5 protein-coding genes and 1 pseudogene are annotated in these 8,252 nt (G+C 69.0%); 1 reads left to right on the top strand and 5 read right to left on the bottom strand.

The features are described 5' to 3' along the window. Window positions 1–112 precede the first annotated feature (112 nt). Window positions 113–1,918 (bottom strand): outer membrane protein assembly factor BamB family protein, encoded by a 1,806-nt coding sequence (locus tag G6045_RS37430; protein WP_165336702.1) that lies wholly within the window; start codon window positions 1,916–1,918, stop codon window positions 113–115. Between the two features lie 248 nt (window positions 1,919–2,166). Further along, window positions 2,167–3,987: an ABC-F family ATP-binding cassette domain-containing protein gene (locus G6045_RS37425; RefSeq protein WP_165336701.1), complete on the bottom strand. Its 1,821-nt coding sequence runs from the start codon at window positions 3,985–3,987 to the stop codon at window positions 2,167–2,169. A gap of 137 nt (window positions 3,988–4,124) precedes the next feature. Between G6045_RS37425 and G6045_RS37420 the strand changes: the two genes are divergently transcribed. Further along, window positions 4,125–4,853, top strand: a complete 729-nt coding sequence (locus G6045_RS37420; RefSeq protein WP_165336700.1) for a lipoprotein — start codon at window positions 4,125–4,127, stop codon at window positions 4,851–4,853. Here G6045_RS37420 and G6045_RS37415 read toward each other — a convergent pair. From G6045_RS37415 to G6045_RS37405, 3 genes and pseudogenes are all read right to left on the bottom strand, one after another. Next, window positions 4,843–6,228: an acyltransferase family protein gene (locus G6045_RS37415; protein WP_165336699.1), complete on the bottom strand. Its 1,386-nt coding sequence runs from the start codon at window positions 6,226–6,228 to the stop codon at window positions 4,843–4,845. The two genes, G6045_RS37420 and G6045_RS37415, sit on opposite strands and share 11 nt — an antisense overlap. 72 nt (window positions 6,229–6,300) lie before the next feature. Then, window positions 6,301–7,947 carry a transposase gene (locus tag G6045_RS37410; RefSeq protein WP_165336698.1) on the bottom strand — a complete coding sequence of 549 codons (1,647 nt, stop codon included), beginning with the start codon at window positions 7,945–7,947 and terminating at the stop codon, window positions 6,301–6,303. Beyond that, a pseudogene (locus G6045_RS37405) lies at window positions 7,940–8,134 on the bottom strand (IS607 family transposase); the annotation flags it as partial. The pseudogene G6045_RS37405 and the gene G6045_RS37410, both read right to left, overlap by 8 nt. Between the last annotated feature and the right edge of the window lie 118 nt (window positions 8,135–8,252).

Below are 8,252 nucleotides of genomic sequence, written 5' to 3'. Positions count from 1 at the left end.
GTCCTGGGGTGCACCGAAGCCCGGGGGCTGCTCGTTGGGTGGCTGGGGCGGCTGCGACATGGGGATCTCTACCTCAAGTGATACGGGAAGTCGGGGACTTGTTCAGTGGTTGTCACTTGCCGAAGGACAGCATGCGGGCTTCCTCTTCGCCGTCGTCACCCATGAGACGTGAGGACGTCATGAAGAACCGGCCGTCGGCATAGGCGAGCGGTCCGCTGAACATCGAGCTCTCCACGGACTGCGCACCGCTGGAGTGCTTCTGCAGCACCGTCGGCTTTCCGCCGTTCGGCCCGAACTTCACGATCTGGCCGCCGGTGTCGTAGGTGGCGTCCACGTATCCGATGAGGTCCGAGCCCACCACCGTCAGCGGCAGCACCTGGCGGTTGTCGACCTTGGAGCGCCACTTGGGCTTGCCGGTGGCGAGGTCGAAGGCGACGACCTCGTTGACGCGGTTGTAGTCACCGGACTTCTTCGGCTCGGTGGCCATGTAGAAGGTGTCGCCGCCGGCGACCATCCCGTCGCAGCTCTGCGAGTTCTCGCTGCCGATGCCGAGGCCCCCGCACTGCTGGCGGAAGCTGTCCTTGCCGCCTTGGAGCTGCGAGCGGAGCTTGCCGGCGTCGGTGAACGCGGCGATCGACCAGGACTTGTCCTCGTCGTTGGTGAGCGAGACGACGATCGGCGACTCCGAGTAGACCCGGTTGACGCTCCAGCCCTTCTTGATCTCGTAGCGCCACTTCACCTTGCCGGTGCCGGGGTCGAACTCCTTGAGCCGCTCGTGCTCGTTGGGCGAGCTGGCACCGCAGTGGTCGACACCGAGCAGCTTCTTGCCGCCCGCGTACGCGGTCGGGAAGCAGACCCCGGTGTCCTCCTTCTTCGCCTGCCAGATCTCCTTGCCGTCGCTGACGCGGTAGGCCACACCGGACAGATCGCGGCCGGCGAGCAGGGTGTCCCCGGAGATCACCAGGTCGAGCGAGATGACGCTGTCGAACGCGCCGCCCGCCTTGACCTCCTTGGTCCAGCCCTCCTTGCCGGTCTTGAGGTCGATCATCATCAGCTGCGAGCACTTCGCGCGGTCGCTGGTACCGGACTTGTGCGCGATGACGACCTTGCCGTCGGGCGTCTGGTGCTTCGGGGTGTCACACACCTCGAAGGGCAGCTCGACCGACCACTTCTCCTTGCCGTCCTTCACCGAGAACGCGGTGACCTCGCGGTAGGCGGCCTGCACCACGACATCGCCCTGGGTCCAGATGTCGAACAGCTCCGCACCGTTGCCCGGTACGTCCTGGCCGTTCATCGCGAGCCAGGCCGGGACCTCGCCGTCCTTGATGCCGTCGTTGATCGACGCGTCCTGCTTGCCGGTGCCCTTGCCGTCGCCCTGGTCCACGGACTCGGACGGCTGCGGGTCCTTCTTGCCGTCCGCGCTGGGCTTGGCGACGGGTTCCTTCGGCTTGTCGTCTCCCCGTACGAGGAAGAACGCACCACCGCCGATGACGAGGAGTCCGGCCACGACCGCCGCCACGATCGCCCCGGGCTTGCCCTTGAAGAACCGCCCGAAACCGCCGCCTTGACCGCCTTGTCCACCCGGCCCGCCCGGACCGCCGGGCGCGGGTGCGCCGGGGTACTGGGCCTGCTGCGGGTAGCCGTAACCGGGCCCCGGCTGCTGATACGGGCCGGCCGGCTGCCCGTAGGGACCCGGCTGCTGGGCGTAGGGCCCGGGCTGCTGGGCGTACGGTCCCGGCTGCTGGGCGTACGGCCCGGACTGCGACGGGTCGGCGGGCGGGCCCTGCGGGTACCCGTAACCGGGCTGAGCCGGGGGCTGGCCCGCGGGCGGCGGCGGAGTGCCGGGCTGCTGCTGCGGTCCCCCGAATCCCCCGGGGGGCCCGGACGGCGGTCCTGGCGGCTGGGGCGGCTGGCTCATCGTTCGGACTACCTCATCACGCGGAACCCGCTGCCCGACCGGCCTCCCCCGCAATTCCGTTGGCGGTCTCAAATCCCCCCGGAAAGGAGCGAATCGGGCATGGTTCCCGCAACTCTGCTTCACTTCGGCGGGAGTTCTTTCTATCACTCGGCCGCAGTACGCCAAGGGCCGGTCGCTCCCCTGTTCCCAAGGGAGGACCGGCCCGTGATACGGCTGTTACTGCGGCGGCGAAGGCCGTGTGAACGTCCCTACTGGGCGTCCTCCGCCAGCTCCAGCCACTTCATCTCCAACTCCTCGCGCTCACCGGCGAGTTCCCTGAGCTGGGTGTCGAGGCCGGCGACCTTGCCGAAGTCGGTCGCATTGTCGGCGATCTGCGCGTGCAGCCTGGTCTCCTTCTCGGAGATCTTGTCCAACTGCCGCTCGATCTTCTGCAGCTCCTTCTTGGCCGCACGCTGGTCGGCGGCCGACTTCCCGGGCGCCGGCGCCGCGGGGGCGGCCGGAGCGGCCGCGGCGGTGGCGGCCGTTTCCATGGCGAGCACCCGCTGCCTGCGCTCCAGGTACTCGTCGAGCCCGCGCGGCAGCATCCGCAGGGTGGCGTCGCCGAGCAGCGCGTACACCTTGTCGGTGGTCCGCTCGATGAAGAACCGGTCGTGGGAGATCACGATCATCGAGCCCGGCCAGCCGTCGAGGAGGTCCTCGAGCTGGGTGAGGGTCTCGATGTCGAGGTCGTTGGTGGGCTCGTCGAGGAAGAGCACATTGGGCTCGTCCATGAGCAGCCGCAGGATCTGCAGCCGGCGCCGCTCACCACCGGACAGGTCCCCGACGGGGGTCCACTGCTTCTCCTTGCTGAACCCGAACTGCTCGCACAGCTGCCCGGCGGTCATCTCCCGGCCCTTGCCGAGGTCGACGCGGTCCCTGATCTGCTGCACGGCCTGCAACACCCGCAGTTCGGGGTCGAGTTCACCGACCTCCTGCGAGAGATACGCGAGCCTGACCGTCTTGCCGACGACGATCCGCCCGGCGACAGGCTGCGTCTCCCCCTGCGTACGGGCTGCCTGGGCCAGCGCGCGGAGCAGCGAGGTCTTGCCCGCGCCGTTCACGCCCACCAGACCGATGCGGTCGCCGGGGCCGAGCTGCCAGGTGATGTGCTTCATCAGCATCTTGTCGCCGACCTGTACGGAGACGTCCTCGAGGTCGAAGACCGTCTTGCCGAGCCGGGCGCTCGCGAACTTCCTCAGCTCGCTGTTGTCGCGCGGCGGCGGCACATCGGCGATCAGCTCGTTGGCGGCCTCGATGCGGTAGCGCGGCTTGGAGGTACGGGCCGGGGCGCCGCGCCTGAGCCAGGCCAGCTCCTTGCGCATCAGGTTCTGCCGCTTGGTCTCCTCGGTCGCGGCGATCCGCTCCCGCTCGGCGCGCGCGAACACGTAGTCGCTGTAGCCGCCCTCGTACTCGAAGACATCGCCCTTCTGCACATCCCACATCCGCGTGCAGACCTGGTCGAGGAACCACCGGTCGTGCGTCACGCAGACGAGCGCGGAGCGGCGCTCCTGGAGATGCCGGGCGAGCCAGGAGATGCCCTCGACGTCGAGATGGTTCGTGGGCTCGTCCAGGACGATCAGGTCCTGGTCGGCGATGAGCAGCTTGGCCAGCGCGATCCGCCGGCGCTCACCACCGGACAGCGGCCCGATCACGGTGTCGAGGCCCTGCGGGAAGCCGGGCATGTCGAGCCCGCCGAAGAGACCCTGGAGCACGTCGCGGATCTTGGCGCTGCCCGCCCACTCGTGGTCGGCGAGGTCCCCGATCACCTCGTGCCGGACGGTGGCCTCCGGGTCGAGCGAGTCGTGCTGCGTGAGCACGCCAAGCCGGAGCCCGCCGCTGTGGGTGACGCGGCCGGTGTCGGCCTCCTCCAGCTTGGCGAGCATGCGGATCAGGGTGGTCTTGCCGTCACCGTTGCGCCCCACGACGCCGATCCGGTCCCCCTCGGAGACGCCGAGCGAGACCCCGTCGAGCAGGGCACGGGTGCCGTACACCTTGCTCACGGACTCGACATTGACCAGATTGACGGCCACGTTCACTCCTGTACCGGGGGTTCGACGATCGACTTCCGCGACCGACCTACCAGGGTAGTCGCCCCATGGGGCGCGCTATCGTTCGGCGATCTCCCGGGGGGCGGGAGCACATGAGCACAGGGGCGGGAAGCAGCGACATGCGCAGTGCGGTGGTACGGGGAGTGCTGGCGGCGGCCGTGATGGCGGGGCTGGTGGCGGGGTGTTCCGGCGATGGGGACGGCAAGGGTTCCGAGGCCTCGGGCGGCAAGGCGTCCGGCGCCGGCAAGTCCGAGGACTCCAAGAACGGTGACTTGCAGGGCGGCGATTCGAAGAGCAGCCCGCCCACGAAGGCGGGCGGCAGCATCGGCGCGGCCGGCTCGGCGTGCGAGCTTCCGGTGACGTTCGGGATCGCGGCGAAGTGGAAGGCCTCGGCCATCGACACCGCCCCTGACGCCGACGCCGACAGCGAGCTCAGCGAGGACGAGTTGGCCGAACTCCTCGAAGGCATCGCCACGCGGGGTCCGGTCATGGTCCGCTGCGAGATCAGTGCGAGGGCGACCGGGAAGGCCGGATTCCTGCGGACGTATCTCGAGGAACCCAGGACCGGAGCCGACCCGCGCAAGGTCCTCGAGGGTTTCGTGGCCGAGGCCGACGGCCACGCCGACGAGAAGTACACCTCGTTCAAGGCGGGTCCCGCGGACGCGGTCGAGGTCGTCTACTCGGAGCTCGACCCGCTCTTCGAGGAGAAGCGCACGACGCGCGCCTTCGCGGTCCGCACGCCGCAGGGCACGGTCGTGGTGTCGCTCGAGGGCTCGGACCTCGAGGACGAGACGGTGGTCCGGCCCGCGTACGAGCTGGCGAAGCAGTCGATACGGGTCAACGGCTGATCTCGCGGGCGGGCCGGATCCGTTCCTTGCCCGCCCGCTCCACCAGAAACCAGCCGCACAGCGCCATGGCGACCGCGACCGGAGCGGTGACGCGGAACGCGATCAGCATGGCCGAGTGGCCCTCCAGAAGGTCTCCGTAGCCGACCATCGAGAGCCCGAGCACGCCGAACAGACAGAGCGTGATGCCGAGCGCGGCCAGCGGCCCCGAGCCACCGGCCCGCGGGCTCGGGCCTGCGGTCCGCGGGCTCGGGCCGACAGGGCGCGCGGCCGCGGGACGCTCGAAGCCCCGGAACGCCGCGACGAGCACCGCCGTCAGCACCGCCGCCCCGACCACCCGCACCGGCACCTGCGCCCACCAGGCCGCCGTCGCCGGAGCGGGCAGCGTGACGTCGAGGCCGAGCAGCACCCCGTACACCCCGAGCATCGCCGTCAGATGCCACAGGAACGCGGTCATCGAGATCCCGTTCGCGGCGACGACGGTCCGCCACACCTTGGGCTGCCGCAGCCACCGCGCCGCCGGACGCCGCACCAGCTCGACCGCGCCCACCAGCCACAGGCCGTGGCAGAGCAGGGCGAAGGTGGGCGGCGCCATGTTGGAGACCTTCTCGCCGGGCATCCCGACCATGCTCAGCGGGTACGGGCCGAAGGCCACGAGCGCCGACGCCCCGACGACACCCAGGGCGGCGAGCAGGGACGGAAGGCGAAGGCGGCCGTCGGCGCGCAGGAAGCCGAGCTGGTGGACGGCGAGCCAGACGAACGCGAAGTTCAGGAACTCCACGTACGGGACCCCGGCCGCGAACCGCAGCAGATCCACCGCGGCGGCCGCGGCGACAAGACCGCCGAACGCGCCCCACCCGTACCGCTCGTGCAGCTTGAGCAGCGGCGGCGTGAAGGCGACCATCGCGAGATAGATCCCTATGAACCACAGCGGCTGGGTCACGAGCCGCAGGGTGACGTCGGCCAAGTGCGGGCTGCCGCCGATGAGTTGGAGAATGAGCGCCGCCGCTCCCCACACCAGGATGAACACCATGGTGGGACGCAGGAGCCGCTGCAGCCGGGTGCGCAGGAAGGCCGCGTACACCGAGGAGCCGTCCTCGGACTTCCGCTCCAGGGAACGGTAGGACAGCGCGTGCGAGAACCCGCCGACGAAGAAGAACACCGGCATGATCTGCAACGCCCAGGTGAGCAGCTGCAGTTGGGGAACCTCGGCGAGCAGGTTGCCGAGCTGGACCTGCCCCGCCGCGTCGGTGCTCACGGCGGCCATCAGCCAGTGCCCGAACACCACGGTGGCGAGCGATGCCACTCGGAGCAGATCCATGTACCGGTCCCTGGTGGCCGGTGTGTTCTCCGCGAGTACGCGCACGTCTGATGCCATGCGGATACGGTCGCGCGCGGCGGGGGTGAGCGGTCAGGGCTCAGGTACTCATCCTGGGACTGAGTACCGTTCCTAAACAGTGTTCAGGAGTGACATCTGTTGCCAGCTCCTGGAACTGCGCGCATCCCGAACGGTGTTGGATGCGCTGGTTGCCCGCGTTCGCTGTCTCCCAGTCCGGGTTCGTGCATCGTGTGCACGTTCCGTGACGGGTGGGCGGGTTCCCTCACGCCCTCGGTCGCCTGGTCCGGCCTGGGCGGTCCGATGCCCGCGACGATCACTCTGGTCGTCGTGGGGCGGTGCCGTCCGTCGCCGGATCGGGTGTCCGAGGGCGCGTCGCCCGATCGCGATACCTGCGGCATCGTGTCGGGACATCTTGCGTTTGGTGCTGTTCAGGGGCTTGCGCCAGTGCTGATCGCCCCACATCGAGGTGTACGCGGGATCGACGGCGACGAGGGACAGGCCGCGTTCGGAGGCCATGGAGACGAGCCGGGCTTTGAGTTTGCCGGTGGGCATGCCCGAGAGGAGTTGCCGAAACCACTTCTTGCGACCGTGCTTCTCGCGGGTCTTCTCGGCGGTGAAGTCCAGGTTCTCGATGCCGATTGCGTTGACGCCGCAGCGTATTGCCCAGTGCAGCAACTGGCTGATGGCGTGCCGTACTTGGGCGTCGCGGTGATCGGCGGTGCCGGACAGGTCGTAGAAGAAGCGGCGCGGGTCCCCGACCGGGTTGCCGTGCACGTCGAGGTGGTAGGCGGCGAAGTGGTCGGCATTGGTATCCACGCCGATCATGCCCTGAGCGCGCGCCGTCGCCAGCGGGATCATCTGGACCACCGGCCGGGTCCATGAGGCGGTGAGGTACCAGCGCCCGCGTTCCACATCCAAGTGGATGCGGTACGCCACGGCCCGGTTGTCTTCGACACGGTCGCGCCACTCGGCGCCCCGATGCGTGAAAGCTACCTGGGAGGCGAGGACGTACCGACCGTGCTTGGAGTTGGCCAGGCGGGCGAGCGGCGCGGGCAACTTGATCGAGACCTCGCCATCCGGGGCGACCCGGATCGTCTCGTTGCCGAAGCGTTTGCCGGACTCGCCGTCGGCGGCGAGAAACCAGCGTGCGGCCTCCCATTGCTGTCGCCACTGGGCCTCGGTGAGTTGCGCCTTGTCGAGGTGGTGCCGGTTGCCCAGGAGTCTCCGGCCGCCACGTACGACGTGTACGACACCGGCATCACGCTCACCGAGGACACTATCGAGGCGATGTTCCAACGTCGCCAAACGGCGGGACTTGTGAAACCACTCGCTCTTCGAGCGGTATCCGCCCGGCGCCCGCTTGGTACCCTTGGCCCCGATCTTCTGGGACAAACGATGCTTGAGCGTGCGCACCCCGGCCTCAAGCCCTTGGATGCGGGCAAGCTGACAGCGCCGCGACAGTGCCCACTGATCGTGTGTGGCCCTGGTGATGCTCCCAGCCCAGCGGGGTGACGACTGCGAGGTCAGGCCCTGCTTCCTCGCCGCCCACGAGTCCCTGTCGTGCTCCAGGCCGTCCACGCAGCGGTCTTTCAGGTCAGCCGAGGCGAGCCGTCCGAGATGTTCACCGACCAGCCGCAACACCTTGTCATCCTCGTCGGCGAGGTGCTTGAGACAGTCACGGATCGCCACACCCGACGGGCCCAGGACGACAAACGGCGCCTCGATCGGACGGAGCACCTTCTTCTTCGGCTCACTCATCGGCTGCCGCCGCCTCAAGGGCCTTCTCGGCACGGTTCTTCGCCGAGCGGCGCCCGTACAGGCGGGCACACAACGAGGTCAGCACCTCGACCATGTCGCGCACCAGATCATCCTCGACCTCGCCGTCATCCAGCACGACCAGACGGCGGCCGGTCGCGGACAAGGCGGCTTCGACCAGCTCAACGTTCCCTACGTTGTTCTGCGGGACCGGGCGAGCCCTTCGTATGGTTCGTCCACCCAGGGGCGTCGGGTGTGGCTTTCAACGTTCTGCCGTCAGTGGCTTCCATTGATTGGCCGCCCGACGC

It is taken from the genome of Streptomyces mesophilus (genome assembly GCF_011044995.1).
GTDB lineage: Bacteria > Actinomycetota > Actinomycetes > Streptomycetales > Streptomycetaceae > Streptomyces > Streptomyces mesophilus.
Note: the sequence above shows the minus strand (reverse complement) of the source record. Positions and strands in the feature narration are given on the sequence as shown.

Bases quoted from the DNA above. Each gene is read 5' to 3' on its own strand.
- G6045_RS37430 (WP_165336702.1), bottom strand. From the start codon at position 1,918: ATGAGCCAGCCGCCCCAGCCGCCAGGACCGCCGTCCGGGCCCCCCGGG.
- G6045_RS37420 (WP_165336700.1), top strand. From the start codon at position 4,125: ATGCGCAGTGCGGTGGTACGGGGAGTGCTGGCGGCGGCCGTGATGGCG.
- G6045_RS37415 (WP_165336699.1), bottom strand. From the start codon at position 6,228: ATGGCATCAGACGTGCGCGTACTCGCGGAGAACACACCGGCCACCAGG.
- G6045_RS37410 (WP_165336698.1), bottom strand. From the start codon at position 7,947: ATGAGTGAGCCGAAGAAGAAGGTGCTCCGTCCGATCGAGGCGCCGTTT.